Raw genomic sequence first — 22,483 nt, forward strand, 5'->3', positions numbered from 1 at the left:
CACCCGAAAGAGTAGGGAAACGGGCGAGTCGCCGCCTGGCGGCTACGCTCCGGACATGCACATCAGGCGCCCGCTCCGCATCCTCGCCCTTGCGCTCGGCACTGCCGGCCTCCTCATCTCCGGCTGTACCAGCGGGAGTTCGACGACGGGCGCCTCGTCGCCCGCACAGGCGGCCGCGGCCTCGCCCTCCGCCGTACCGGCCGCGCTGAAGCCGTTCTACGCCCAGCACCTGAGCTGGCGGGACTGCGGTGTGACCGGATTCCAGTGCACCACGATGAGGGCGCCGCTCGACTACGCGAAGCCGGACAGCGGCGAGATCAAACTGGCCGTCTCCCGCAAGAAGGCCACCGGGCCCGGAAAGCGGATCGGCTCCCTCCTGGTCAATCCCGGCGGTCCCGGTGGATCGGCCATCGGATATCTCCAGGGATACGCCGCGATCGGCTACCCCGCCCAGGTGCGTGCCCGCTACGACATGGTCGCCATCGACCCGCGCGGGGTAGCGCGCAGCGAACCCGTCGAATGTCTCACCGGTTCCCAGATGGACGCCTATACCCAGGTCGACCAGACCCCTGACGACGCGGCCGAGGTCGCGAAGCTGAGTGGCGCCTTCAAGAAGTTCGCCACGGGCTGCGGGCGGCGCTCGGGAGAGATTCTGCCGCATGTCTCCACCGTGGAGACGGCTCGCGACATGGACATGCTCCGCGCGCTGCTCGGGGACGAGCAGTTGCACTACGTGGGAGCGTCGTACGGCACCTTCCTGGGCGCGACGTATGCCGAACTCTTCCCCGCGCGGGCGGGCCGGCTCGTGCTCGACGGTGCGATGGACCCCTCGCTCCCGTCGGCCGAGATGAACCGGGACCAGACCGCGGGGTTCGAGACCGCGTTCCAGTCCTTCGCGGCGGACTGCGTGAAGAAGGCGGACTGCCCGCTGGGCACGGTGTCCGCCGCCGACGCGGCGGCGAACCTGAAGAAGCTGTTCAGCGACCTCGACGCGAAGCCGATCGACACGGGGGAGCCCCGGAAGCTCGGTGAGTCCCTCGCCACCACGGGCGTCATCGCCGCCATGTACGACGAGACCGCCTGGCCCCAGCTCCGTGAGGCGCTCGCCGGCGCGATGGCGGGCGAGGGCTCGGGTCTGCTCTCCCTGGCGGACAGCTACTACGAGCGCGAGCCGAACGGTTCGTACGCGAACCTCATGTACGCGAACGCGGCCGTGAACTGCCTGGACCTCCCGCCCGCCTTCGCCGCCTCGAAGGCGGTCACCGAGGCCCTGCCCGCCTTCGAGAAGGCGTCGCCGGTCTTCGGGAAGGGCTTCGCCTGGGCCTCCCTGAACTGTGCCTACTGGCCGGTCCCCGCCACCGGCACCCCGCACCCCATCAAGGCCGAGGGGGCAGCCCCGATCGTGGTCGTCGGTACGACCCGGGACCCGGCGACCCCGTACAAGTGGGCGAAGTCCCTCGCCGGCCAGCTCGCCTCGGGCACCCTCCTCACCTACGAGGGTGACGGACACACCGCGTACGGCCGCGGCAGCGACTGCGTCGACACGGCGATCAACAGGTACCTCCTGGAGGGCGTCGCGCCGGACGAGGGCAAGAAGTGCTCCTGACCTGCGCTTAGGGCTCCGGAACGGGGTGGTGCAGAGCACTCCCCGAAACTGTGTAGACTTGGCGACGCTGCTGATCGCACCATGGTGTGACAGGGCGCGCCGCCTTAGCTCAGTTGGCCAGAGCAACGCACTCGTAATGCGTAGGTCTCGGGTTCGAATCCCGAAGGCGGCTCAGGAAATGCCTGGTCACAGGCCGTTTGTGTCACTGCCCGGTGGGTCTACCCGCCGGGCAGTACGCATTTAGTACACACCGCTTCGCTCACGCGGCGATGGCGAGAACTTCGGTACTGACCTCGTTCTCTTCCTGCGGCTCGTCAGCACGGCGCTCACGCAACGCGGCGAGCAGACCGCCGAACTTCGAGAGCACCCGGCGCCGCTCCAAGAGGAGTTGGCGCCCCTCTTCGAGACGGTCCGCCACCTCGTCGAGCCGGTCCGGCCAGAGGTGGCCGTAGAGGTCGAGCGTCATGACGGCGGACTTGTGGCCCAACATCGTCTGTACGACCTTCACGTCCGCGCCGGCCGCGATGGCGAGCGAAGCGGCGGTGTGGCGCAGCTTGTGCGGCGTGATGCCGAGGTCGCCGAGCCCGGCCGCCTTCACGGCCTTGTTGAACACCCGCGTGCGGAAGTTGTTGTACCGCAGCGGGCCGCCCTTGGGCGCCTTGAAGACGAGGGCGTCGGGGGCGTCGCGCGAGACCAGCGGGCGCAGCTCCTCGACGAGCGAGGGCAGCAGCGGCACCGTGCGTTTCTCGTGGGTCTTGACCGGCCCGAGTTCGAGCACGCCCTTCACGTCGGAGTACGCCTGAACGATGCGCAGACGCCGCTTGTCGAGGTCGAGCCGCCCGGAGCCGATGGCGATGGACTCGCCCCACCGGATGCCGGAGTACCCAAGCAACCGGATCATCGGCCCGTACTCGCCGGCCGCCCGCGCCAGTGCCTCAAGCTGCTCGTACGACAGATAGACGTGTTCGTCGTCGTCCCCGATGACCGGTAGGTCGTGCTCGGCAGCCGGGTTCGCGGCGATCTTGCCGGACTTCACCGCGTGCTTGATGACCATGCGGAAGACGCCGAAGATCTTGATAATCCGGGCGGGGGACAGCTTCCGTCCGGACACCCCCGGCTCGGTGCACAGGGTGTCCACCCACGCGGAAACGTCTTCCCACTTGATCGCCGCCACCTTCCACGTCTCCCACTTCGGGAGGACGTACAGGCGTAGCGCCTCGTCGTAGTCGTGCTTCGTCTTCCGCCCCTGCTTGCGCAATGCCTTCTGCCACTCCTCGGCCACCGCGGAGAACAGCGTCTTCCCGGCGGAGGGGTCGCGATACGAACCCTTGTCGAGCCGGTCCAACAGCTCTTGCTGGACCTTCTCCGCCTGCGGCTTCCTGGCGCACGTCTGCGACTTCGGCTTGCCGTCGGGGCCGTACCACCGCACCCGCCAACGGCCGGGCGGGTCCTTCTTCGCCGCCTTCGCCCTCTTCACTGCCTCCTGATAGCTCTTGTGCTTCTGTCGGTCCTCTATCCAGACCCGTGCCATCTAGGGCGTGTATTGGGTCGTGATCACTGAGTGGTTCGCGTGAGGTCCTTGATCCAGATCATGGAGGCCCGGAGATGGAGTCCGGCCAGGTAGCTCTCGGGTGTCTTGTCGTAGCGGGTCGCGATGCCGCGCCATGCCTTGAGCTTGTTGATCAGGCGCTCGACCGTGTTGCGTTCCTTGTAGAGGCCGGTGTCGTGGGTGAGGGGCCGGCCGCCCCGGCGGCCCTTCCTCTTCCGGTTGGCGGCCTGGTCCTTCTTCTCCGGGATGACGGCTCTGATATTCCGTCTGCGCAGGTAGGTGCGGTTGCCGCGGGAGGAGTACGCCTTGTCGCCGGCGACCGCGCCGGGCCGGGTGCGGGGACGGCCGGCCGGGCCGCGGACCCGCAATTTGTCCAGGACCGGGATGAACTGCGGGCTGTCGGCTGCCTGGCCTGCGGTCAGGGCCAGCACGAGCGGTCGGCACTGGCGGTCGCAGGCGATGTGGACCTTGCTGGTCTGCCCGCCCCGCGAGCGCCCCAGCAGGGCGGCCTTCAGCCGGAGCCCGCGCCGCCGCCGAAGGCGTCTTCGCTCGGCGGCTCCGTCGGCGTCCGGTCCGGTTCGTTCTTCTTCGGTGCCCCCTTTGACCGGGCCTTCTCCTCGTCTGCGGCCTTCTCCAGCGCGTCGAGCACGCCGGGTGCCAGACACATGCCAGCCGCGTCATGGTGGGCCCGCGTGGTGGTGGAGTCCACGCTGACCAGGGAGAGGTCCACCTCACCGCGCGCGGCTGCCTGCGAGATCAGCCCTTCCAGCAGGGTCTCGAAGACTCCGGCGTCCCGCCACTGCCGGAAGCGGTTGTGCACGGTGGACCACGCGCCGAACTCGGCAGGCATCTCACGCCACTGCGCTCCCGAGCGGAACTTCCAGATCACGCCCTCGAACTGCCTGCGCAGCCGTGCGGGATACGGACCGTACTCGCCGATCGGCAGGTACGGCTCGACGTACTCCCATTCCAGGTCCGTCAGTTGTGCCCGCGTCATGCCATACGGACTACCGGATCCACGCGCTCCGCGAGGGCGAAACGCACAGATTGATCACGACCCGATACACGCCCTAGTGGTGCTCCTATTCGTCGGGATCATGAGGCACCGTCGGCATGTTCGTCAGCCGGCGCCCGCTCGGGCGTGCTGACTGGAGGAACTGGAGAAGATTGGCCGACGGGTCGTCGCCGTACTTCAGCGGTCGTTGTCCGTCCGCCCAGTCCCACGCGGCCTTCGCGCTCACCTCGCCCGCGCCGGTCACCCCGCAGCGCTCGCCGTCGGCGTCGGTCGGCGGCAAGAGCAGCGCCGAAGGGTTCACCTCCAACGCGACGGCGAGGGCGACGAGATCGTCAACGTCCACGCGTCGCGTCCCCTGCTCGATTCGCGGAATGCCCAGGTCGGGCATCGGGCGGCCGAGGTCTCGCACTCGTCGGGCGAGCTCGGTCTTGTCCCATCCGCGAGCCGCCCGCAGTCGTGCGACGTTCTGCCGCACGTACTCGCCGGAGGGGCCGAGAGGGTTCTTGGTGAGCTTGCGGCCGGAACCGCCTGGTACCTCGTTCACGTCCGACATCCTGTCATCTCAAATGGATGGTTAGCAATAGCTCTTGAGTGATGCCTGTATCCACCTGTACTGTCCGAGCCGACCCTACGGGCCGAATCGGGTGGGGCGCGAGACGGGAGTGACGCTGTGGACAAGTCGGATCTGACACCCGTAGAGCTCGCTGACGAGTTGGGTGTCTCCGTGGGGACGCTCGCGAACTGGCGATGGCGCGACGAGGGGCCGCGTTACATCAAGCTCGGGTCGGGGCGAAGCGCGCGCGTGCGATACGCGCGCCGGGATGTCGACGCGTGGAAGGCGCATCACGCGGCTGGTGGGGAGCTCGCCGCGTAGCGCGTGTCAGCCGTCGAGCTTCAGTGTGTCCAGGTTCCGCATGTCCCGGCGATGGACGCGGAAGCGCACGCGCATCATGTGCTCGGTGACGCTCAGCTCGTGCGCGGCCTCGACCGGATCGGTCGTCCACTTCAGGATGTCGTGGAGGTCCACGACGGGGATGAGCTTGCGCGCCGCCGCCTCGTCCGCGCGGACCTCCTGACGAATGGCCTCGCGGTAGTCGCCGGGTTCGGTGTCGCCATGGTTGGCGTGCTGGACCTCGTGGGACAGGGCGCAGCGCGCCTCCGTCTCGGTCATTCGCTCCGCGAGGACGATGAGCCGCCGCGAGGGTATCCACCACGACCACGAGTCCGTGAGCGGCGCGTAGCGCACGTGCAGGCCGAGCCCGTCGGCCTCATCCCACGGACTGTAGGGGGTTCGGGGTGTGCGAGGTCGGACGGGCAGCCAGGACACGGCGCGGATTCTGTTGTCGTTGCCCTGGCCGTCGTGCACGCGCCCTCCGTTCCCCGAATATCAGACGCGCGTTCGATTCAACAGTTCCGCATCTCCTCACGCAACTCCGATCACCGCTTCTGACCTGCTACTCCTGTGACAGCTCGGTGTCGAACTTGCGGACAACCTCGTCCACGATCGCGCGGTCCGCGTCGGGCCCACCATCACCGCGAGGGGAGTGGGCGACGGCCGCGTAATGCTCCTGAGTGAGGCGCCTGGGGCGGGATGGACCGGCCGCCTGTGCCGCGACGGCGGAGGACAGGAGTTCTTCGGCGGCGGCGTCGAAGCGTTCGAGGACCGTGGGGTCCGCTCCCATCTCGGCGCACACGCGACTGAACTCCATCGCGCTGCGCAGGGCGGCGACCGCGCGCCCAGTGGTGTTGATCGAAATTGGGGTCACCGAGCCCTGTTCGGACTCCTCGGTCTCCGTGGCTCGCTTGTCGAGCACGGCGTCCACGGCCCCCGGCGCCCATCCAAGCGCGACCGTGATGCGTTCGAGGGTCGGGGGCACGCGGGTCGGCGGCTTGCCGGACTCCGCTGTGACGACGCTCTTCGTCGAGACGCCGGCGGCTTCCGCGAGTTCGGCCTGTGTCCAGCCCTTGCGGACGCGGTGGGCCCGGATCAGGTCGCCGAGCCGTTGCCAGGCCGCGGGATCACGGTTCACGTCACTTCTCCAGTCGCGAAACGCGGCGCGCACGCCACGTTGGCCGGGTTCCGACACGAACTCTGCAACATCCTGACGCAATATGCAACGCCACGCAACGCACCCCTCCGAATACTTCCGAAAGGTCGTTGCCTCGCTACCTATTGTTACGTAATCATGGTGCCTCACTCGGCGCCGGGTCATATGCCAGGCGCACTTGGGAGCGTGCTGCGTGTCCGACGAACTGTCCCCGACTGCCCTCGCGCTGCGGCTGCTGCAAGGCGCCGCCACCTCTGAACCCAAGCTCCTCACCACCAAGCAGGCCGCCGGGTATCTCGGCGTCGCCGTACCGACGCTGCGGAGCTGGCGCCACCGCCGCCGCGGTCCGAAGTGCTTCCGCATGGAAGGCCGCGTCATGTACCGCCTCACGGAGCTGAACGCCTACGTCGATGCCTGCGAAGCCGAAGGCGGCGCCCGATGAGCGCGCCGTACGCGGCCATGGACACCGCCGATCTCGTCGCGCTGCGGGGGCGCCTGACGAGGTCGTACCTCGACCACCAGGACGGCGGCGCGACCGTACCGCCAACCGTCCGTCAACTCAGCGGGGTCGAAGCGGTGCTGACTACTCGGGAAACGGTCCGGGCGCTGAGCGAGGCGCAGCAAGCGGCGCGGTGGGTCGAAGTCCTCGCCGAGCACGAGCCGAAGCGCGCCGCCGACTTCGCGGCGCTCGTGGAACGAGCGGCCGAGGGCGTGCTGACCCTCGCCGCCGAGATACGGGCCGGCTGCACGGCGGCCGCGGAGGAAGGCGAGCGGAACATCAGCCATGGGGAGGCGGCGTGATCACGGTCCGCCTGCACGAGGACGGGCGGCGGGTGCTGCTCGCGGCCGAGGACATCGCGGAACTCGTTGTCGATGTCATCGCGGCCGAGTACGCCGAGGACCCCCACGGCGTTGCCGACCTGCTCGAAGAGATCACGGCACGACGACGCACCTACGAGGGTCTGGCGAACCTCAAGGAAGTGAGAGATCTCCCCGAGCACGTCGTGAACGGTGCCGCCGCCGGGCTCGACGCGGCACGCGAAGCGCTCATGGGCTCCCTGCCACCCCTTGACTTCGCCATGCCGGAACGGGACGCGCGCCTCTTGGCCGCCGATCTCTACCACCACGCTGCGCGGACCACGACCGCGCGCATTCGGGAAGGGGCCGCACGATGACGCTCGTCCGCACCGACAAGGCGCGCGGGCACGCCTACACCCTCGACGGCGAGTCGGTCACCGGCGTGACCACGCTCATCGGTGGGGGACTGCCCAAGCCGGCACTCGTGCCGTGGGCCGCGAAGTCCGCCGCCCGGTACGCAGTGGAGAACTGGCGGACCCTCGCCCCGCTGGTCGCCTCGGGTGAGGCGGAGTCGGCATACGAGGAGATCCGTAAGGCGCCGTTCCGCGAGCGGAACGCCGCGGCGGCTCGCGGTACCGAAGTCCACCGCTTCGCCGACGCGCTGTCGCACGACGAGGAGACGGAGGTACCGGACGAGCTGTTCGGCTACGTCACGGCGTGCGCCGACTTCCTCGACGAGTGGCGCGTAACCCCGCTCCTGACAGAGGCGGTCGTAGGCTCCCGCGCCCACCGCTACGCCGGAACCCTCGATCTGGTGGCCAAGCTCCCCAACGGGGAAGTGGCGCTCTTCGACTACAAGACGAGCGCGTCGGGGATCTGGCCCGACACCGCGTTGCAGCTCGCCGCCTACCGGTACGCCGACTTCCATCTGACCGAGGCCGGCGCCGAAGCGCCCATGTCCGGGCTCGACATCACCGCCACGTACGCCGTGCACCTGCGTGCGGACGGCTATGCGGTCGTGCCGCTCGACACGTCGGACGAAACGTTCCGGCTGTTCCTCGACATCGCCGCCGTGGCCCACGCCGCCAAGACGCTTCCCGCCCTCGTCCACGCCCCCGTGACGCCCGCCCACCTGCTCAAGACCATGGAGACTTCGCGATGAGCGAGATCCTGCCGGCCGTCCTCGACACCCCGCCCACCGCACTTCCCATTCCGCGGCGTGGCACTGTCGCCGAGCTCGTCGCGTGGGCCGATTCGGCGCGGGCCGCGTTCACCATCGCCGAATCCCTCGCCCGCACGTCGTTCGTGCCCGAGGCGTTCCGCGGCAAGCCGCACGAGGTCACTGCCGCCATCCTCACCGGCAACGAGATGGGCCTGTCGCCCATGGCCGCGCTGCGCTTGTTCGACCTCATCAAGGGAACCCCGGCGATGCGGGCGAACGCCATGCGCGGACTCGTCCAGTCCCACGGCCACGCCGTATGGGAAGAGGAAGCCACCGCCACCCGCGCCGTGGTCTGCGGCCGACGCGCGGGTGAGGCGGAGATCCACCGCTCGGAATGGACCATCGAGCGCGCCCGCGACGCCCAGTTGACCGGCAAGGACAACTGGAAGCGCCAGCCCAAAGCCATGCTGATCGCGCGTGCCACCGCCGAAGCCTGCCGGCTGACCGCCTCCGACGTGCTGCACGGAGTCCCGTACGCGGCCGAAGAACTCGCCGACGGCGCCACCACCGAGACCCGCACCGTACGGCGTCGCCGCCGGGCGACCCCCGCCGAGCCGCCCACCGCCGAGCCGACTCCGGACGAGGGGCGGGCCGCCGAGGAAGTCCGGCCGCAGCCCGCCGACGAGGATGCCCATACGGCCGACGCCCCGTTGTGGTCCACACCGGGCGACGAGGGCGGGGCGGTGGATGGATGAGCGGCCCGCGTATCGGCTCGCTGTGCTCCGGCTACGGCGGGCTCGACATGGGCGTGACCGACGTACTCGGCGGCTCGGTGGCCTGGCACTGCGAGTACGACCCGAACGCGTCCAAGATCCTTGCTCACCGATGGCCGGACGTGCCCAACCTCGGCGACATCACCGCCGTGGACTTCGCCGCCGTCGAACCCGTGGACGTGCTCACCGCCGGATTCCCCTGCCAGGACGTGAGCACGGCCGGCCGCATGGCCGGACTGGCCGAAGGCACCCGCTCGGGCCTGTGGCTGCACGTGGCCCGCGCGATCGAAGCCCTACAACCCCGATTGGTAGTGATCGAGAATGTCCGCGGCCTCCTCTCGACGCAGGCACATAGCGACGTGGAACCGTGCCCGTGGTGTGTGGGAGACGGAAGCGCTGAACCTCCTTTGCGGGCACTCGGCGCCGTACTCGGCGACCTGGCCGGCCTCGGGTATGACGCGGAATGGTGCTGCGTTCGCGCGTCGGAGATCGGGGCCGCTCACCAGCGTGAGCGGGTATTCATCGCGGCGTGGCCTGCTTCCGACGCCAACGGCGACGTTCATACAGGACGTGATCGACCCCGAGGTGTGGCAGGCGCGGCGTGAGCGGATGAAAGCCCGTCACCCAGGCATGGGCGACATGGGGCTACCGCTCGGGCTCGCCGTACGGCTGCTGCCCACTCCGCGCACCTCGGACACCAATGGCATCGGAACGCACGGCGACGGTGGCCCGGATCTCCGTACGGTCGTCTCGCTCTTGCCCGCACTCGACGAACTGCCCACCACCCGGCAGAACGAGGAGCCAGAGGCCCCGGCGTGGGGACCGTACGCCGACGCCGTGACCCGATGGGAGACGATCACCCGCCAGGCTCCACAGCCTGTGGACGAGCGCGGGCGGTTGAATCCGCTGCTCGTCGAGTGGCTCATGGGCCTGCCCGACGGGCATGTCACCGCCGTCCCCGACCTGAAGCGAGTGGCGCAGCTCAAGGCCCTCGGCAACGGCGTAGTCCCTCAACAGGCGGCAGCGGCCCTGCGGTTGCTCCTCGATCGCGTTCCGCCCGCCACCGCCGCGGCATGACCGATCCGTCACCACCGAACCAACCCGCGAAGGGGGAGCGTTGAGCCTCGAAGCCATGGAATGGGTGTGGGAGCACTCCACCGCGCGTGGCGTGGCCCGGCTCGCCCTGCTGGCCATCGCCGACCGCGCGCCCGGCCCCGACTGCACCGCCTACGCGGGCACCACCATGCTCATCAAGCGCACCGGGGCGGCCCGCTCGTCCGTCATCAAGGCCGTGGACAAGCTCACCGCCACGGGTGAGCTGGAGATCATCCGAGACGCGCAGGGGCCGCGCGGAGAGACCCGCTATCGGCTCCCGAAGGCCGTTGAGTACGTCCGCGCCATGTCCCGAACGAGCCGGTTTGGTGGTCCGGTAGTCGGAGGTCCGGAAACCGGACCGGTCCGGGAATCGGACCGCCGGTCACCGGACCCCAGGGGTACGGAATCCGGACCGGAGGGGTACAGAAATCGGACCGGTGGGGGTACGGGAATCGGACCCCCTAACCAGATAGATGACAACAACCAAGAGCAGAGCAGCGCTGACGCGCGCGCGAGTGCTCGGCCTCGGACCGATCACAGCGACAGCCCCGACTCGGTACCGGCCGATGCCCGCTCGCTCGTCGCCGCCCTCCAGGAAGCAGGGGTCACCGTCGCATGGAGGCTCGCCCCGGCCGAGTGGGCCACGGTCCTCGCCGCCGCCAAGCGGTGGGGCACCGGCGCCATGGCTCGCGTCGCCATCGAGCGCACCGCCGGGCGCGACATCCGCTCCGCCCGCTACCTGCTCGCCATCTGGCGCGACGCCGCCAACTTCGAGGCCGCCGAACCGCCCGCCCCCGCTCCCACGCCCGACGGCACAGGGACGGTTGTCCCGCTCCGCCGCTCGTACGGCGACAACCTCGCCGCCGGCCTCGCCCTGCTCGAACAGCAAGGACGCGCCCGATGAACAGCCAGCAGATAGCCGCCGTCCTCTACCAAGCCGCCCACTTCGACAGCCGCGTCCGCCGCACCATGAACAACCCCCAGCAAGCCGCCGACACCCTCGCCGACTGGACCGACGCCCTGACTCACATCCCCGCCACCCGCGCCGAAGTGCATTGGGACATCGCGCACGCCGTGCGTGGCTACTACGAGCAGCAGAAGGACAACCGATCCGCGCAGTACCGCGCCATCGAGCCCGGCGACATCCTCGCCGCGTGGGCGCCCTACCGGCGCGAACTCATGACCCGCCACACCGACCCCGTACCCGAGGCCGACCCGGACGACGTGACCGCGTATCTCGCCGAACTTCGTGGCACCCGACAGGCCGTCGCCACAGGACAACTCGCCCCCGCCCAATACCGCGCCGCCCTCAACCGCGCACCGGTCCCCGGATCACCCGGAGAGGACGACGAGTGATGAGCGATTGCCAGAACTGCCCGCGCAGCACATACGAGGGCCGAAGCCTCTGCCGCGTCTGCGAGGAACGCGCGGCAACGCAACTCGACGAAATACCCTCGCTTTATGGCACCTTGCAAAGCCTCGTCGGCGTCAAAGCCGCGGTAAGCGGCAAGCGCACATCGGTGGAGGCGCCCGCGCCGTGCAACATCGACGCCCTCAACCTCACCGCCCCCGGCGGCATCCCCGACATCCTCGTCTCGTGGGTCGCCGACTGGTATCGCCTACTCGACTGGGGCGAACCTCAATGGGACACCGGCCATGACCGCGTGACCAGCGCCGTACAGCGGCTACGCGTCAACCTCCCGTGGGCCGCCGAACGGCACCCGGCCGCCGGGGACTTCGTCCGCGAGATCGCGACACTCTGCCGCCGAGCCCGCCGCGTCATCGACGGGGACGCCCCGCGGGTCCCCGTGGGGGCGTGCGAGTGCGGTGGACGCATCACCGCCAACCCCGTAACGCTCGTCGCCCAGTGCACGGATTGCCGGGGAATTTGGACCGGACCGCAACTCATTCAACTCGCTGAAACGGCCAGAAACGCAGCTCCGGAAATGCCGACCGGAAGCCGGTTGACAATCCCAACTCCGTGAAAATAGCGTCTGTTACGAGCGCAAGACATGTCACCGCACAGCGGCACACCGTCCCCTCGCGCGCAGACCCGAATGGGCCGCCCTCCCCCCGTGGGGCGGCCCATTCGCCTTTCCCAAGGGAGGTCGAGCGCGTTGAGCACCCCCATCCTCGTACGGCCCGACGAGGCCGCCGCCTACACCCAACGCCCCGTGGCCACCGTCTACCGGTGGGCACACGAGGGCCGCATCACCCAGCACGGCACCGGCCGCGGACGTGTCCGCTACGACCTCCGCGAACTCCCCGCCCCCGGAGCATCGGCACCGCCGAGGAAGGCGAGCCCATGACCACTGTCACCCCGCCCGCCCCGGCACCCGACCACGCCGAGCCGAAGCCGGACCCGCGCTATCACCTGAGCCACCGCGAGTACGAACGCCTCATGCGCGAGATCCCGCGCGGCCGAGCGGGCGAGTAGCGCCATGGCGTGGACCACGAGCGACCGCGCGAAGCGACTGCCGCCGAACTGGCCCATCCTGCGCGCCGCGATCCTCCGCCGCGACAACGGCATCTGTCACGTCTGCGGCAAGCACGGCGCCGACCAGGTGGACCACATCAACCCCGGCGACGACCACTCACCCGACAACCTCGCCGCCATCCACTCGGACCCCTGCCATCGCAGCAAGTCGAGCAGCGAGGGAGGCAAGGCCGCCGCCGCGTCACGCGCCAAGAGGCCACGGCAGCGACCGGCCGAGCAGCACCCCGCCCGACGACGCCGACGGGCACCACGAGCCGCCGATAAGGGCACCGATCGCGACGTATGAGGCCGTGAGGCACGGCGTACGCGCCGCAGATGCCCAACGACTCAGGCGCCGATACCCATCTGACCGGCGGAAACGTGGGGGAGATCCCCCGCCCCGGATGTCCGATTTTGACCGCAGCGTCATAGCCGCCCTGGCCATACGTGCGGTTCCGCCCTGTTTTCACACGCCTTTCGTCACGGTTGGGGGTGATCCGCCGTGGCCGGGTTCGACACCGAGCGGGTCAAGCCGCGCCCGCCCGCCAAGCTCGGCGCCGCCGGCCGCCGCCTATGGCGCGAGATCACCGACCGGTACGAGCTGCGCCCCGACGAGGCGCGCATCCTCGGCGACGCCTGCCGCGAGGCCGACATCGTAGAACGCCTCGAAGCCGAGCTGACCGACGCCCCACTGATGGTCAAGGGGTCCATGGGGCAGCTCGTCGCCTCCCCGCTGGTCTCCGAAGTCCGCCAACACCGCACGGTGCTCGCCGGGTTGCTCAAGTCCTTGAAGCTGCCCGATGCTCCGGCGGACGCGCAGCGCAAACAGAACGTGGTGTCCGAGCAGGCCCGAGCCGCCGCCCGCGCCCGATGGGGGAACGTCAAGGGGGTGTGACCGTTGCGCGTCACGCTCGCCGGCCAACGCATCCCGCTCGCCCCCGATGGCCTGCCCCTTGGGATGCCCACCGACTACGGCATCCCCACCCTCGGGTGGGGCGTGCTCGCCTGGGGGGAAACCTTCCTCGCGCAGCCGGACGGCAACGCGGCCGGCGACACGTGGCGGTGGACGGACACGCAAGCCCGCGTGGTGGCCTGGTGGTACGCGGTCGATGCCCACGGCTCGTGGCTGTTTCGCCGCGGCCAGGTCGTCATGCCCAAGGGCGCCGGCAAGTCGCCGCTCGCCGCCGCGCTCGCGTGCTGCGAGCTTGCCGCGGAAACCGTCTTCGACGGCTTCGACGCGGTGGGCGAGGCGGTCGGCCGTCCGCACCCCTCGCCCCATGTCCAGCTCGCCGCAGTCAGCCAAGATCAGACTGACAACACCATGTCGCTCGTTCTGGCGATGCTGCGCGAGGGTGACGCCGCGCACGCTATATCCGGGCTCGACATCGGACTGACCCGCGTCCGAACACGGCTCGGCAAGCTGGAGCCGGTCACCGCGTCGGCATCCTCCCGCGAGGGACAGCGGCTCACGGCCGCGATCCTCGACGAGCCCCACCTGTGGTTGCCGTCCAACGGCGGCCGGAAGCTCGCCGCAACCATCCGCCGCAACCTCGGCAAGATGAACGGCCGGTCCATCGAGACCACGAACACATGGGTTCCCGGCGAGGACTCGGTAGCCGAGAAGACCGCCGAGGACGCCGAACACGCCCTGTCCCGCCGCGAGCTTGGCGGACTCATGCGCTACCACCCGCAAGCTGCCGTCAAGGACCTGTCCGACGAGGCGGAAGTACGGGCCGCGCTCACCCGCCTGTACCGGGATGCCCCCTGGGTGCTCATCGACCGCGTGTTGGAAGAGATCTACGACACGAGCACCGATCCCGCCGACTCCCGACGGTTCTACCTGAACGAAGTCGCCACCGCCGATGACGCGCTGTTCGCCCCGCACGAGTGGGACGTGTGCCGTACGGATGCGGAACTCGCGGACGGGGACGCCATCGTCCTCGGCTTCGACGGCAGCATCCGCGACGACGCCACGGCGCTCGTCGCCTGCCGCATCGAGGACCGGTTGTTCGTCCCGCTTGGCATCTGGGAGCGCCCGGAAGGGCCGGACGGCAAGGGATGGGAGATCGACCGCGAAGCGGTGGACACCGCCGTACGGGCAGCCTTTGAGCGGTACGACGTGGCCGGCCTCTTCGCCGATGTCGAGCACTGGGAAAGCTACGTGGACGCATGGGGCCGCGACTTCCGCGAAACCATCCGAGTCCGCGCCTCGACGAGCAACCCGGTGGCGTGGGACATGCGCGGACGCCTCTACCAATCCACGTTGGCCAACGAACGGCTCATGCGCGCCGTACGGGACACCAAGATTCGCCACGGCGGAGACGTGACGCTACGCCGCCACGTCCTCAACGCCCGGCGCCGGCCGAACCGTTACGGCATCTCGTTCGGCAAGGACCGGCGCGGCAGCAAACGCAAAGTGGACGGGTGGGCCGCCTGTCTGCTCGCCGAGATGGCCCGCTACGACCTGACCATGAACGGCAAGGGCAAGACCAACAAGGACCGCCGCGTCATCGTCCTGCGCTGACCAACTGAAGAGGGGGAGCGATGGCCGACGACTACGCCGCCACGGTGGCCCGGCTCGAACGCAAGCTGACCAGCGGCGCCAACGTTCGCGCCCGCCTCGATCGCTACTACGAGGGACGGGTACGGCTCGCGACGATCGGCCTCGCCCTCCCGCCGGAAATGCGGCGGCTGTCCACGGTGGTCAACTGGCCCGCTCTGTACGTCGATGCGCTCGAAGAGCGGTTGGACGTGGAGGGCTTCCAGCTCGACGGCTCGGCCGACGCCGATGCCCGGTTGTGGCAGTGGTGGCAGGCCAACGACCTTGACGAGGAAAGCCAGTTGGCCCACCTCGACGCGCTCGTCTACGGCCGCACGTTCGTCACCGTCGGCACCGCCGCCGACGCGGGCGCCCCGCCCGTGATCCGGGTGGAGTCCGCGCGCACCATGGCCGCCGACTTCGACCCCTACACACGACAGATCACCGCCGCTCTTCGGATGCTCGCCGACGACCCCGAGGACGAGCCCCACGACCGCGACAACCACACCGTCACGCCTCCTTACGCCGCTCGGCTGTACCTCCCCGACCGCACGGTCTCGCTCGAACGCGCCCCGCATGGTGGGCGATGGACCGTCACCGGCGAGGACGTGCACGAGCTCGGCCGGCCCCTGGTGGAGATGCTGACCAACCGCGGCCGTGCCGCGGAGCGGTCCGGCGCCTCCGAGATGCGCGACGTGATGGCACTCACGGACGCCGCGTGCCGTTCGCTGACCAACCTGCAGGGCGCCCAAGAGATGCTGGCCGTGCCGCAGCGATACGTACTCGGCGCGCAGGCACAGGACTTCCAAGACGCCCACGGCAACCCCATCCCCGCGTGGGAGGCCTACATAGGCCGCTTCCTCATGCTGACCAACGAGGACGCCAAGGCCGGCCAGTTCCCGGCCGCCGATCTCCGCAATTTCGTGGAGGTCATGAACCTCTACGCGAAGCTCGTCGCCTCGGTGACCGGCCTGCCGCCGCACTATCTCGGGATGTCCACCGACAACCCCGCGTCGGCGGACGCGATCCGGTCGAGTGAGGCTCGGCTGATCAAACGGGCGGAGCGGAAACAGCGCGCGTTCGGCGGCGGGTGGGAACGCGTCATGCGGCTCGCCCTGCTCGTCGAAGGCGCGAGCACGGCCGGCGCGGTGTCGATGGAAACCGTGTGGCGCGACGCCGCCACCCCGACCGTTGCCGCACGCGCGGACGCCGTGACGAAACTCGTGGCGACCGGGATTCTCCCTATCGAAGCCGCGTGGGAACAGCTCGGCTACTCCCCGCAGTACCGCGCCCGGCTCCGCGCCATGACCGACACCGACCCCGCCGTCAGATACCTCGCCGCCACAAGCGGCGGTGGAGCCGACGGCGGCGGGGCGGTGGCGGCGTGACGCCCGAGGAATACCGGCAGGCACAGAACACGATCACGGCCGCACTGCGGGCCGTGCTCGCCCCGCTGGTCCGCACCCTGCGCGGACGCCCCACCGACGCGCAGTGGGCCGCGTTCCTCGAAGCCGCCTATCCGGCGATCTACCGGGCGCGCGCCGAGTCCTGGCAGCTCGCCGCCGACTTCTACGCCGCCCAACGCCGCGCCCAACTCGCCCCCACCCGCAGTGGGGAAACGTCACGCCGTGACGCAACTACCCCGGCCACCACGGCGGGGGATTCGTCACAGCGTGAGGAAACAGCCCCGCGCGACCGGCTCACCGTCGTCGATGGCGGCCGCGACGAAACCCCGGACGTGCCGCGCCGAAACTACCCACCGCGCGCCGTGGCCGCCGCCTACCGCCCGTTGCGCGCTCGCCTCGGCTCACTTGACGAGGGCGAGCCGCTACCGGCCACCACGGCCGAGACAGCGGTACGGGTCGCCGAGCGGCACGCCCGCGACGCCGGCCGCGAAGCCGTCGTGGACGCCGCCCGCCACGACCCCGCAGCCCTCGGCTACGCCCGCCGCGCCCTGTCCGGCAACCCGTGCGCGTTCTGCTTGCTGCTCGTCAGCCGTGGCGCGGTCTACAAGAACGCATCCGCCGCGCTGAACCGCGACGGCGAGAGCGAGCCGTACCACGACGGCTGTTCGTGCCTCGCCGTCCCCGTCTTCAACGCGGATGCCTGGCCCGGCCGCGAGGAAGCCGAAGAGTTCGAAGCGCAGTGGCGCGCGAGCGGTGGAACCCTCGCCGAGTGGCGCCGCCACCTTGACGAGCAGCGCCAGCAAGCAGCCGACGCCGACAGTTCGGCCGCCGCCTCGTAACCCCTCGACCACACCATCCGCGCGCCTGTCCCCGCAACGGGGCCGGGCGCGTTCGTCATGCCCGAAATCCCGCCACGCGCCGCAACGGCGCGGGCGGGTGCCCCGGAAAGGGAGCGACCCCAATGTCCGACACCACCGCCACCACGGCCGCAGCGGGCACGCCCGCAGACGGCACCACCGCCGCCGAACTCGACACCGCCACTTCGACCACCACCCCGCCGAGCGGCAGCGGGGCCACCACGCCGGGCACTCAGTCGCCCGCAGGCACCGACCCCACCACCATGACGACCGCAGACGAGCACGGCACCGAGGACGCCGATGCCGACGACCTCGCGACGTGGAAGAGCCGTTCCCGCGAATGGGAGAAGCGCGCCAAGCGCAACACCGATCTCGCCGCCCGCTACCCCGACCTCGAAGCCCGCGCGCAGGACCTGAGCGCGAAGTATGAGGAAGCGGTAGGCGAGCGCGCCCGGCTCGAAGCCGACCTGTGGCGCGAGCGCGCCGCCCGCGCCCACAACGTCCCGGAAGACCTCTTCGAGTTCCTGACCGGCTCTTCGGAAGCCGAGGTCATGGAGCGCGCCGAGCGCATCGCCGCGAAGGTCACCGGCCCCCGCCGCCCGCTTCCCGACCCCACGCAGGGACGCGGCACATCCGCCCCCTCGTCGCCGGCCGACGCCTTCGCGTCGTACGTCCGCGACTCCCTGAACCGCTAAGGAGATCCGCCCATGCCCGCACCGGGAACCCTCGCTGACATCGGTCAGCTTCCCGTCGAAGTCGTCGCCCCGATCTTCGAGAAGGCGCAGGAACAGAGCCTCATCCTGGGCATGGCGAACACCATGCCCCTCAGCTACGGGCAGACGAACATCCCCGTCGTCACGCAGCGCCCGGAAGCCGGACCGGTCGGCGAGTCCGAGCAGAAGCCGGGCAGCGAGTACCGCTATGAGATGCGGGTGGTGAACCCCCGGAAGTTCGCGACCATCGTGACCGTCTCCGAAGAGTTCATGGAGGCGGACATAGCCGGCCTGTACTCGCAGATTCAGGGGGACCTCGCGTTCGCCATCGCCCGCGCGGTGGACCTGGCCATCCTGCACGGCCGCGCCGCCACCACCGGCGCCCCGCTCGCCGGGGTGGACGGGCAGTTCCTCAACGCCACCGACAACCGCGTCACGCTCGGCACCAACCCGCCCGACGAGGGCGGCATGGCCGCCGACATCGGCGACGGGTACGAACTCGTCGTGGACGCCGGGCACGACTTCACCGGCTTCGCCGCAGACCCCCGATTCCGCGCCCGTGCCGTGAACGCGTACGACAGCTTCGGCCGCCCGCTCTTCCAGGCGGCAGGACCGGACCTGTCCGACGCGACGAGCACCCTCATGGGCCTGCCGGTCCGCTACGGCCGCGGCGTCTCGGGAAAGATCGGCGCGAGCCCGGACACCCTCGTCCGCGCGATGGGCGGTGACTTCAATCAGCTCCGCGTCGGCATCGTCAAGGATCTCCGCCTCGACGTCACGAACCTCGCCGCGGTCACCCTCGGCGGACAGCTCGTGTCCCTCTTCGAGAACAACCTTGTAGCACTCCGCGCGGAAATCATCTTCGGGTGGGCCATCGGCGATCTTGAGGCGTTCGCCGCCTACGAGGACGCCCCCGCCCGCTCTTGAGAAAGGGGGGCGGAGAGTGCGGGTCGTCGCCCTCGTCCACTGGTACGTGCCGTTCCACAACGCCGGGTCGGAGATGATGCTCCACACCATGTTGCGGGCGCTCGTCGATGCCGGTCATGAAGCCCATGTGGTGACCACCAGCCAAGAGGAAGGAGAGGCCGAGTACGTCCACCAGGGCGTGAGCGTCCACCGTGCTGGACCGCTCGGCACGGTCCCCGAACTCCTCGACAAGCTCGCCCCGGCCGCGCTGGTCACCCACCACCAGGAAACCCCGCACGCCACGCAGTACGGCCGCACCCGCGGGGTTCCGGTGGTGCAGCTCATCCACAACGAGATGCACCACACCCGCGTATGGCTGCACAAGCGGCCCGCCCTTGCGGTGTTCAACACTCGGTGGGTAGCCGCCGAGTGCGCCCGCTACAACGTCCCCGGCATCGTCGTTCATCCGCCGATCCATCCCGCCGAACACAGCACCGAGCCAGGCGAGTTGGTGACGCTGGTCAACCTCAACGCCCACAAGGGCGGTGAGATCCTTTACGAACTCGCCGAGCGGATGCCGGACATCGAGTTCGCCGGGGTGATCGGCGGTCACGGCGAGCAAGTCATCCGGTGGGACGTGCCGAACGTCGAGATCATCCCGCACACCGCCGACATGCGCCGCGACGTATGGGCGCGCACTGGGCTGCTGCTCATGCCGAGCGTGTACGAGTCGTACGGCATGGTCGCGGTAGAGGCGATGTGCAGCGGTATCCCCGTCATCGCCAACCCCACACCGGGGCTCGTCGAGTCGATGTCATGGGCGGGCACGTTCGCCGCGCGCGACGAACTCGAGGCGTGGGTCTCCGCGATTCGCTCCCTCGCGGTGCCCGACCGGTGGGCCGCGGCATCCGGCGCCGCGTTGGAACGCGTCGCCGAACTCGACCCGCGCCCTGAACTCGACGTATGGGTGTCCGCTGTAGAACAACTCGAAGGGCAGGGGCGCGGCCGTGGCATACGCAACCGTCGATGATGTCGCCGCCCGCATCGGCCGCGACCTCGACGAGCAGGAAACCAAGCTCGCCGCCGTGCTCCTCGACGACGCCGAGCAGCGCATCCGCGCCCGCATCCCCGACCTCGACGAACGCGTCAACGCGAACGAGCACTACCGCGCGCTCGTCGTCTCCGTCGAAGCCGCCGCCGTCGTCCGCGTGCTGCGTAACCCCGGCGGCTACCGCTCCGAAACGGACGGGAACTACGCCTACACCCTCGACACCCGCGCGGCGGCCGGCTTCCTCACCATCCTCGACGAGGAATGGGCGCTCCTCGGCGTCTCGCGCGGCGCGTTTACCGCCGTGCCCTACCTCGACCCCATCCGCCACGACCCGCGCCACCTCGTTCGCTACCCGCGCGGTACCGGCCCCTACCTGCCGCTCGACCGCGAATGGTGGCCGCCGTGAGCCTGCTCGACACCGGGAACGAGACCATCACCGTCTACCCGCAGGAACAGACCACCGACGACCGCGGCAACACCGTATGGCTCCCCTCGACGGAGCCGGTAGTGGTGCGGTGCCGGGTCCAGCCGGAAGACGCCGACGAGCCCGCCGTAGCCGGACAAGCCACCATCACCACCTACCGCGTCATCGCACGGGATGCACCCCTCGGCCCATGGGCGCGCGTCGAATGGAATGGCCGTACCTGGGACGTGGTTGGTGAGCCCCGCCGCTACAACGGATCATCAGTCACCCGGCACATCGACGCCCTCATCCGCGCCCGAACCGTCGCCCCGTGAAGCCGCGCAGAGGGGATAGATTTAGTTGGCGCGTCGCCCTTCCTTGTATCCGGAATTGCAGAATGGATGAGTCAAGGCCGCATTGCTCATCGCTCCTGTTCCGCCATCCTCCTTTCGGATCTTATGGTCCACGGTGACGGACTTGAAGTGGAGGCGCGCCTGGCAAATTTCACACCTGGTGGCTTCGGCTAGCGCAGCCTTCAAGAATACCGAATTCTTAGTCTCCGCCGAGAAGTTTCGGCGATGGACGCGATCATCATCGGTGATGACCTTCACCGATGCACGGAGTGCACTGTTGCCCTGCAGGCGCTTTATGATCTCGCCTTCTTCAACGCCTTCGATCATCGCCTCGAAGATGATCTGATACATGGTCAGAATCGGCGGGACTGAGCGTTGGAGGCTGCCGTTTGCGCGCACGATTTGGTTCAGGAAATACTTGTAATCAATCAGGAACTCTTCGAACCTCTTGCGGACGTCTGTGAATTTGAAGAGTTGGTTCTTTTCTGAGAGTTCCTGGATTAGGGCTGTCGCGGCGAGGAAGGCCGCTGGCTGAAATCGCCCCGTGGCGCTGTAGAAATAGACCGCAGGGTGAAGTCCTAGCGAGGCCGGTTCGTTTCCGGCGATCCTTCCTGCGGTTCTTTTTACTGCCCGCATGTATTTAAGTGTAGTTCCGCCGTCTGGGTCGTCGACCAGAATGTTGATCTGCTGTTGAGCTCGACCTCTTCGCTTGCTTGCCCCAACCTCTGGCCGCCACATATCTGGGTGGAGCTTGTTGACGAAATTTACAAGCTCGAAGACCATTTTGACGCTGTCGGCAGAATATCCCCTGCCTGCTACGGGAAGGTCGGCCGAACGGATTGACATATCCAGGTTCGGCCTGAAAATCAGGTTGTAGACATCCTTGGCGAGGGACTCGATTTCTGACTGGATTGACTCGTCGAAGGATGACCAGTATTTGTGCCCTGTTCCCGCGCGAATGAATGCGCGCGTCGCCAACGCGTTAGGCTTGTGACGCGCCTTGATCATTTCGAGCTCGGTCGGGTCGATGGGCGTGGCTTGTTGGTTGATTCTGAAGAAAGAACTCTCTGCCTTCTCGGCTTCTCCGTTAACCCACTGCAGGTGAATCGCGAAGGCGCCAAGGTTTCTGGCGAGCTGTAGCTGCTCTTTGGAAGTGGTGTCAGGGTTTCTGAGAGCGAGTCCCAGATCGGCGTACGAGCCGACCCTTTCCGCGATGAGCTTACGTGTGGCTTCGGCTGCTCTTTTCTGTTCATCCGGAATAGCATTGTCAAAGAACCTAATCGACGTGTGCTTGTCGCCGTAGTCGTCTTGGACCCAAGAGGCTAGTGCGCTTAGTCGGTGTGCACCGTCGATGACAAAGATATTTCCACTGGTCGGCGAACGCCACAAAATGATAGAAGGGATCAAGTCTCCGGCGACGAAGCTGCGGACTAGTTCGGCAACCTTTTCTGGTGCCCAGTTCGCTGTTTCACGCTGAAAATCTGGCTTCCTCAAGACGTTGTACATCAGGCTGTCTTGGGTCAGGTCTGTGATCTTCATCGTGGCGCTGAGGATCGACGTCTGGGTTGCCTGCTCAGATGCGACGGCCTCAAAGTCTTCGCGTGGGATCAACGCGTCAAGGTTGACCATATGGGTTGCCATGTCCCGCTCCCTTCCTGCCCCTGCCCAGCCAGAACCCCATTGATGATGGTTTCTGCTCTGTGCGGTGTCTCATCTTCCTTGTGCCTCGCTGT

29 protein-coding genes, 1 tRNA gene and 1 pseudogene are annotated in these 22,483 nt (G+C 68.6%); 25 read left to right on the plus strand and 6 right to left on the minus strand.

Annotation, left to right across the window (positions count from 1 at the left end):
- Positions 1 to 55 precede the first annotated feature (55 nt).
- Complete coding sequence (locus ACZ4LX_RS26535; protein WP_467649424.1) at positions 56 to 1,606, plus strand: alpha/beta hydrolase; 1,551 nt, start codon at positions 56 to 58, stop codon at positions 1,604 to 1,606.
- Between the two features lie 98 nt (positions 1,607 to 1,704).
- Positions 1,705 to 1,778 (plus strand) — tRNA-Thr (locus ACZ4LX_RS26540).
- Positions 1,779 to 1,865: 87 nt separating this feature from the next.
- Here the strand turns inward: ACZ4LX_RS26540 and ACZ4LX_RS26545 are convergent.
- The 3 genes and pseudogenes from ACZ4LX_RS26545 to ACZ4LX_RS26555 form a co-directional block, all read right to left on the minus strand.
- The gene (locus ACZ4LX_RS26545; RefSeq protein ID WP_467649423.1) at positions 1,866 to 3,137 is read right to left on the minus strand and encodes a tyrosine-type recombinase/integrase; all 1,272 of its coding nucleotides are present in this window, start codon (positions 3,135 to 3,137) and stop codon (positions 1,866 to 1,868) included.
- Positions 3,138 to 3,160: 23 nt separating this feature from the next.
- A pseudogene (locus ACZ4LX_RS26550) lies at positions 3,161 to 4,152 on the minus strand (IS5 family transposase).
- 85 nt (positions 4,153 to 4,237) lie between these two features.
- Entirely contained in the window at positions 4,238 to 4,714 is a 477-nt protein-coding gene (locus ACZ4LX_RS26555) for a helix-turn-helix domain-containing protein (RefSeq protein ID WP_467649422.1), read from the minus strand.
- 126 nt (positions 4,715 to 4,840) lie between these two features.
- Here ACZ4LX_RS26555 and ACZ4LX_RS26560 point away from each other — a divergent pair, with 126 nt between their 5' ends.
- Positions 4,841 to 5,044 (plus strand): helix-turn-helix transcriptional regulator, encoded by a 204-nt coding sequence (locus ACZ4LX_RS26560; protein ID WP_467649421.1) that lies wholly within the window; start codon positions 4,841 to 4,843, stop codon positions 5,042 to 5,044.
- A gap of 6 nt (positions 5,045 to 5,050) precedes the next feature.
- Here the strand turns inward: ACZ4LX_RS26560 and ACZ4LX_RS26565 are convergent, their stop codons facing one another.
- Together ACZ4LX_RS26565 and ACZ4LX_RS26570 are read right to left on the minus strand one after the other, a co-directional pair.
- Positions 5,051 to 5,536, minus strand: coding sequence for an ImmA/IrrE family metallo-endopeptidase (locus ACZ4LX_RS26565; protein ID WP_467649420.1), 486 nt, complete (start codon positions 5,534 to 5,536; stop codon positions 5,051 to 5,053).
- An 88-nt stretch (positions 5,537 to 5,624) separates the two neighbouring features.
- Positions 5,625 to 6,200 (minus strand): helix-turn-helix transcriptional regulator, encoded by a 576-nt coding sequence (locus ACZ4LX_RS26570; RefSeq protein WP_467649419.1) that lies wholly within the window; start codon positions 6,198 to 6,200, stop codon positions 5,625 to 5,627.
- Between the two features lie 211 nt (positions 6,201 to 6,411).
- On the opposite strand from ACZ4LX_RS26570, the gene ACZ4LX_RS26575 reads away from it, so the two are divergent.
- The 22 genes from ACZ4LX_RS26575 to ACZ4LX_RS26680 all read left to right on the plus strand — a co-directional run bounded on the left by ACZ4LX_RS26575 (position 6,412) and on the right by ACZ4LX_RS26680 (position 20,732).
- Positions 6,412 to 6,660, plus strand: coding sequence for a helix-turn-helix transcriptional regulator (locus ACZ4LX_RS26575; protein ID WP_467649418.1), 249 nt, complete (start codon positions 6,412 to 6,414; stop codon positions 6,658 to 6,660).
- Positions 6,657 to 7,019 carry a hypothetical protein gene (locus ACZ4LX_RS26580; RefSeq protein ID WP_467649417.1) on the plus strand — a complete coding sequence of 121 codons (363 nt, stop codon included), beginning with the start codon at positions 6,657 to 6,659 and terminating at the stop codon, positions 7,017 to 7,019. The genes ACZ4LX_RS26575 and ACZ4LX_RS26580 overlap by 4 nt, the downstream gene beginning before the upstream one ends.
- Positions 7,016 to 7,393, plus strand: coding sequence for a hypothetical protein (locus ACZ4LX_RS26585; RefSeq protein WP_467649416.1), 378 nt, complete (start codon positions 7,016 to 7,018; stop codon positions 7,391 to 7,393). The genes ACZ4LX_RS26580 and ACZ4LX_RS26585 overlap by 4 nt, the downstream gene beginning before the upstream one ends.
- Positions 7,390 to 8,178, plus strand: coding sequence for a PD-(D/E)XK nuclease family protein (locus ACZ4LX_RS26590; protein ID WP_467649415.1), 789 nt, complete (start codon positions 7,390 to 7,392; stop codon positions 8,176 to 8,178). The genes ACZ4LX_RS26585 and ACZ4LX_RS26590 overlap by 4 nt, the downstream gene beginning before the upstream one ends.
- Positions 8,175 to 8,933, plus strand: coding sequence for a hypothetical protein (locus ACZ4LX_RS26595; protein WP_467649414.1), 759 nt, complete (start codon positions 8,175 to 8,177; stop codon positions 8,931 to 8,933). The genes ACZ4LX_RS26590 and ACZ4LX_RS26595 overlap by 4 nt, the downstream gene beginning before the upstream one ends.
- Positions 8,930 to 9,556: a DNA cytosine methyltransferase gene (locus tag ACZ4LX_RS26600; RefSeq protein WP_467649413.1), complete on the plus strand. Its 627-nt coding sequence runs from the start codon at positions 8,930 to 8,932 to the stop codon at positions 9,554 to 9,556. The genes ACZ4LX_RS26595 and ACZ4LX_RS26600 overlap by 4 nt, the downstream gene beginning before the upstream one ends.
- Positions 9,522 to 10,028, plus strand: coding sequence for a DNA (cytosine-5-)-methyltransferase (locus tag ACZ4LX_RS26605; RefSeq protein WP_467649412.1), 507 nt, complete (start codon positions 9,522 to 9,524; stop codon positions 10,026 to 10,028). Before ACZ4LX_RS26600 ends, ACZ4LX_RS26605 begins: the two co-directional genes overlap by 35 nt.
- Before the next feature lie 40 nt (positions 10,029 to 10,068).
- On the plus strand, positions 10,069 to 10,950 hold the full coding sequence (locus tag ACZ4LX_RS26610; protein ID WP_467649411.1) for a hypothetical protein: 882 nt from the start codon (positions 10,069 to 10,071) through the stop codon (positions 10,948 to 10,950).
- Positions 10,947 to 11,402 carry a hypothetical protein gene (locus tag ACZ4LX_RS26615; protein WP_467649410.1) on the plus strand — a complete coding sequence of 152 codons (456 nt, stop codon included), beginning with the start codon at positions 10,947 to 10,949 and terminating at the stop codon, positions 11,400 to 11,402. Before ACZ4LX_RS26610 ends, ACZ4LX_RS26615 begins: the two co-directional genes overlap by 4 nt.
- Entirely contained in the window at positions 11,402 to 12,031 is a 630-nt protein-coding gene (locus ACZ4LX_RS26620) for a hypothetical protein (protein ID WP_467649409.1), read from the plus strand. Before ACZ4LX_RS26615 ends, ACZ4LX_RS26620 begins: the two co-directional genes overlap by 1 nt.
- 132 nt (positions 12,032 to 12,163) lie before the next feature.
- Positions 12,164 to 12,355: a helix-turn-helix domain-containing protein gene (locus tag ACZ4LX_RS26625; RefSeq protein ID WP_467649408.1), complete on the plus strand. Its 192-nt coding sequence runs from the start codon at positions 12,164 to 12,166 to the stop codon at positions 12,353 to 12,355.
- Positions 12,352 to 12,483: a hypothetical protein gene (locus tag ACZ4LX_RS26630; RefSeq protein ID WP_467649407.1), complete on the plus strand. Its 132-nt coding sequence runs from the start codon at positions 12,352 to 12,354 to the stop codon at positions 12,481 to 12,483. Before ACZ4LX_RS26625 ends, ACZ4LX_RS26630 begins: the two co-directional genes overlap by 4 nt.
- 4 nt (positions 12,484 to 12,487) lie before the next feature.
- A complete protein-coding gene (locus ACZ4LX_RS26635; RefSeq protein WP_467649406.1) occupies positions 12,488 to 12,829 on the plus strand; it encodes an HNH endonuclease in 342 nt (113 codons plus the stop codon).
- A 195-nt stretch (positions 12,830 to 13,024) separates the two neighbouring features.
- Positions 13,025 to 13,417: a hypothetical protein gene (locus ACZ4LX_RS26640; RefSeq protein WP_467649405.1), complete on the plus strand. Its 393-nt coding sequence runs from the start codon at positions 13,025 to 13,027 to the stop codon at positions 13,415 to 13,417.
- Between the two features lie 3 nt (positions 13,418 to 13,420).
- Positions 13,421 to 15,046, plus strand: a complete 1,626-nt coding sequence (locus tag ACZ4LX_RS26645; RefSeq protein WP_467649404.1) for a terminase — start codon at positions 13,421 to 13,423, stop codon at positions 15,044 to 15,046.
- Between the two features lie 20 nt (positions 15,047 to 15,066).
- The gene (locus tag ACZ4LX_RS26650; RefSeq protein ID WP_467649403.1) at positions 15,067 to 16,449 is read left to right on the plus strand and encodes a phage portal protein; all 1,383 of its coding nucleotides are present in this window, start codon (positions 15,067 to 15,069) and stop codon (positions 16,447 to 16,449) included.
- Entirely contained in the window at positions 16,446 to 17,306 is an 861-nt protein-coding gene (locus tag ACZ4LX_RS26655) for a VG15 protein (RefSeq protein ID WP_467649402.1), read from the plus strand. Before ACZ4LX_RS26650 ends, ACZ4LX_RS26655 begins: the two co-directional genes overlap by 4 nt.
- 122 nt (positions 17,307 to 17,428) lie before the next feature.
- The gene (locus ACZ4LX_RS26660; RefSeq protein ID WP_467649401.1) at positions 17,429 to 18,019 is read left to right on the plus strand and encodes a hypothetical protein; all 591 of its coding nucleotides are present in this window, start codon (positions 17,429 to 17,431) and stop codon (positions 18,017 to 18,019) included.
- A gap of 12 nt (positions 18,020 to 18,031) precedes the next feature.
- The gene (locus tag ACZ4LX_RS26665; protein ID WP_467649400.1) at positions 18,032 to 18,964 is read left to right on the plus strand and encodes a phage major capsid protein; all 933 of its coding nucleotides are present in this window, start codon (positions 18,032 to 18,034) and stop codon (positions 18,962 to 18,964) included.
- Between the two features lie 16 nt (positions 18,965 to 18,980).
- Complete coding sequence (locus ACZ4LX_RS26670) at positions 18,981 to 19,973, plus strand: glycosyltransferase family 4 protein (protein ID WP_467649399.1); 993 nt, start codon at positions 18,981 to 18,983, stop codon at positions 19,971 to 19,973.
- The gene (locus ACZ4LX_RS26675) at positions 19,951 to 20,400 is read left to right on the plus strand and encodes a Gp19/Gp15/Gp42 family protein (protein ID WP_467649398.1); all 450 of its coding nucleotides are present in this window, start codon (positions 19,951 to 19,953) and stop codon (positions 20,398 to 20,400) included. Before ACZ4LX_RS26670 ends, ACZ4LX_RS26675 begins: the two co-directional genes overlap by 23 nt.
- Positions 20,397 to 20,732: a phage head completion protein gene (locus tag ACZ4LX_RS26680; protein ID WP_467649397.1), complete on the plus strand. Its 336-nt coding sequence runs from the start codon at positions 20,397 to 20,399 to the stop codon at positions 20,730 to 20,732. The genes ACZ4LX_RS26675 and ACZ4LX_RS26680 overlap by 4 nt, the downstream gene beginning before the upstream one ends.
- Before the next feature lie 21 nt (positions 20,733 to 20,753).
- Here ACZ4LX_RS26680 and ACZ4LX_RS26685 read toward each other — a convergent pair whose 3' ends face one another.
- On the minus strand, positions 20,754 to 22,391 hold the full coding sequence (locus tag ACZ4LX_RS26685) for a GmrSD restriction endonuclease domain-containing protein (RefSeq protein ID WP_467649396.1): 1,638 nt from the start codon (positions 22,389 to 22,391) through the stop codon (positions 20,754 to 20,756).
- Between the last annotated feature and the right edge of the window lie 92 nt (positions 22,392 to 22,483).

The sequence above is a fragment of the Streptomyces sp. NPDC026062 genome, from assembly GCF_055568375.1.

Coding starts and splice junctions, on each gene's coding strand:
- ACZ4LX_RS26620 (WP_467649409.1), top strand. CDS start 11,402: ATGAGCGATTGCCAGAACTGCCCGCGCAGCACATACGAGGGCCGAAGC.
- ACZ4LX_RS26685 (WP_467649396.1), bottom strand. CDS start 22,391: ATGGCAACCCATATGGTCAACCTTGACGCGTTGATCCCACGCGAAGAC.
- ACZ4LX_RS26590 (WP_467649415.1), top strand. CDS start 7,390: ATGACGCTCGTCCGCACCGACAAGGCGCGCGGGCACGCCTACACCCTC.
- ACZ4LX_RS26650 (WP_467649403.1), top strand. CDS start 15,067: ATGGCCGACGACTACGCCGCCACGGTGGCCCGGCTCGAACGCAAGCTG.
- ACZ4LX_RS26630 (WP_467649407.1), top strand. CDS start 12,352: ATGACCACTGTCACCCCGCCCGCCCCGGCACCCGACCACGCCGAGCCG.
- ACZ4LX_RS26615 (WP_467649410.1), top strand. CDS start 10,947: ATGAACAGCCAGCAGATAGCCGCCGTCCTCTACCAAGCCGCCCACTTC.
- ACZ4LX_RS26595 (WP_467649414.1), top strand. CDS start 8,175: ATGAGCGAGATCCTGCCGGCCGTCCTCGACACCCCGCCCACCGCACTT.
- ACZ4LX_RS26600 (WP_467649413.1), top strand. CDS start 8,930: ATGAGCGGCCCGCGTATCGGCTCGCTGTGCTCCGGCTACGGCGGGCTC.
- ACZ4LX_RS26580 (WP_467649417.1), top strand. CDS start 6,657: ATGAGCGCGCCGTACGCGGCCATGGACACCGCCGATCTCGTCGCGCTG.
- ACZ4LX_RS26660 (WP_467649401.1), top strand. CDS start 17,429: ATGTCCGACACCACCGCCACCACGGCCGCAGCGGGCACGCCCGCAGAC.
- ACZ4LX_RS26665 (WP_467649400.1), top strand. CDS start 18,032: ATGCCCGCACCGGGAACCCTCGCTGACATCGGTCAGCTTCCCGTCGAA.
- ACZ4LX_RS26545 (WP_467649423.1), bottom strand. CDS start 3,137: ATGGCACGGGTCTGGATAGAGGACCGACAGAAGCACAAGAGCTATCAG.
- ACZ4LX_RS26635 (WP_467649406.1), top strand. CDS start 12,488: ATGGCGTGGACCACGAGCGACCGCGCGAAGCGACTGCCGCCGAACTGG.
- ACZ4LX_RS26535 (WP_467649424.1), top strand. CDS start 56: ATGCACATCAGGCGCCCGCTCCGCATCCTCGCCCTTGCGCTCGGCACT.